The sequence below is a fragment of the Nosocomiicoccus sp. HMSC09A07 genome, from assembly GCF_001808485.1.
GTDB lineage: Bacteria > Bacillota > Bacilli > Staphylococcales > Salinicoccaceae > Nosocomiicoccus > Nosocomiicoccus ampullae_A.
In genome coordinates this window covers 1-1,902 of the sequence record NZ_KV793633.1, presented here as the reverse complement: position 1 = coordinate 1,902, position 1,902 = coordinate 1, and the positions used below count along the sequence as shown (strand labels likewise).

The following is a 1,902-nucleotide window of genomic DNA, read 5'->3' as shown; positions in this document are numbered from 1 at the left end:
ATTGACCGTTATTTCAGTTGCTCTCATAAAACCAATAAGATTTTTAGATACTTTTTTATACATCATTAACTTTCTAAATGCTTTAGTCATATAACTTAATGATTCATTTAATTCTTGACCCGACCAAACATTCCTAACAGTCAGTGTTAAAAACAACCAACGAGAGCTTGGATATTCTTTTAAAACTTCTTCAACCACTCGTTGCGATTGATAACTTTGTTTCATTGCTCGTCTCCAATTACAAACTGGGCATAATTTTGATTTACAAAACCATGCTCGATATAGTTTTAAATGTCCAGTATCGCTCGGTTTAAACTCCAATACTTCGCCACACTGTTTAACATTATTAGATTTCTTAAATTCTAGTATTTGAAGTAATTCAGCATATGTTACGTTCGCTAACTTTTTCTCACGCCATGGTCGTGTCTTTCCTGTTTTAGTAATATCTTTAAATGGTTTATTTACTTGTCTGTCATTTCCTGTCATGCTATTATTAATATGCATATAAGAAGCCCCCTAGTATTAAGTTATTAGCGTATCTTAATCTTACTAGAGGGCTCTTTTTTATGCAATTTTTTCTTTCAAAGATTTTCAAGCCTAAAAACAGTGTTAAACCCTTGATATATAAGGATTTACACATAAATATATAAAATGACGTTGTTTCTATATAGTATCAAGATAAGAAGAAACTCGTTTCACTCGTTTCAAAAAACAAAACCAAGAAATCGAATTTAACCTTTTTTATCATCTTTTTCTAAACCAAAAATCAATAAAATAATTACAGACAAAAGCATGAAAGGAAAAAATATAGAAGTAGCTAAAAAACCTATAATCATAATTAACCAAAAAGAATCAATTTTATAATTTCCAAACTTCATACAAGCCCCCCCTTTCTTTAATCAAAATAACATAATTGCTTTATTCCAATTTCCTTTTATGGCTTTGATGCGCTGCGGTCTTAAAAATCTAAGAGCTTTTGCAACCGAAAGTTAATAGCTTACGCTACTACTTTCGCTTTCGCTCTTAGTATATTTTAAGACCTGTCAAAGCCAAAAAGTTTTCTCGGCATAAAAACGACTCTTAACAAAATTACAAGGTTTATCTTTATTTTATTCGTATATGAATAATTTGAGAATGAGCATATCACTTTACAGAATTAAAAATCAACGTTAAACTTTCGTTAGAAACCCGTAAGGGCGCATCTACACGTCGTAAACGACGTCGATGAAAAACTTTTATTTTCTACTTCGTAGGAAAGTTTTTTCTCACCTGCGTTCGACGTTACTATTCAAATATTTTTATGAGTACGACTAATTAAAATTTGATAAATACATACAAAAATAGCCTAGACCTATAAATTAGATCTAGGCTATTTTTTATTCGTTTTTTAAATAATAATCTTGTTTTTCATAATTAAATATCGCAATAATTGAATTTGCTTTTGACTCTGTTTCTGAAATTTCATCATCACTCGTATGAATTAAATCGCCATCTTCGTTATCGTCTAAATTTAAACGCTTGTGAGCCGTTTTTAAAGCTCCTCCATAAGAAATAAGTCGTTTAGCATATAAACCTCTCTCAAGGTCTTCTACGGCCTTTAAATTGCTTTCTAGGTCATCTGTAAGATAATCAGATGATTTAACGCTGTATTTAGCCGTTTCTTTGATTGCTGATGTAATGGCAGAATCCTTTTTCTTATTCGGTTTGATTGCTCGAATGTTCACAATAGGTTTATAGTCCACTTGTAATGCTCGTTGCCATAAGTCTGTCCATTCACTTTGAGTAATATAATTCTCTTTATTTAAAAAGAAATTAGACTTAACAGAAAGTAAAATATGCATATGCTGGTTGTACGATCCATTCTCCTTATTGACCGTTATTTCAGTTGCTCTCATAAAACCA

The 1,902-nt window shown here is 30.9% G+C and carries 3 protein-coding genes; all 3 read right to left on the bottom strand.

Annotation, left to right across the window (positions count from 1 at the left end):
• Positions 1–504, bottom strand: a 504-nt coding sequence (locus HMPREF3177_RS04285; protein ID WP_070457229.1) for a protein rep, incomplete at its 3' end; no start/stop codon positions are given.
• Between the two features lie 227 nt (positions 505–731).
• Positions 732–878, bottom strand: coding sequence for a hypothetical protein (locus tag HMPREF3177_RS08500; RefSeq protein ID WP_017176832.1), 147 nt, complete (start codon positions 876–878; stop codon positions 732–734).
• A 498-nt stretch (positions 879–1,376) separates the two neighbouring features.
• A partial coding sequence (locus tag HMPREF3177_RS04280) for a protein rep (RefSeq protein WP_148128603.1) occupies positions 1,377–1,902 on the bottom strand: 526 nt, incomplete at its 5' end.

Coding starts and splice junctions, on each gene's coding strand:
- HMPREF3177_RS08500 (WP_017176832.1), bottom strand. CDS start 878: ATGAAGTTTGGAAATTATAAAATTGATTCTTTTTGGTTAATTATGATT.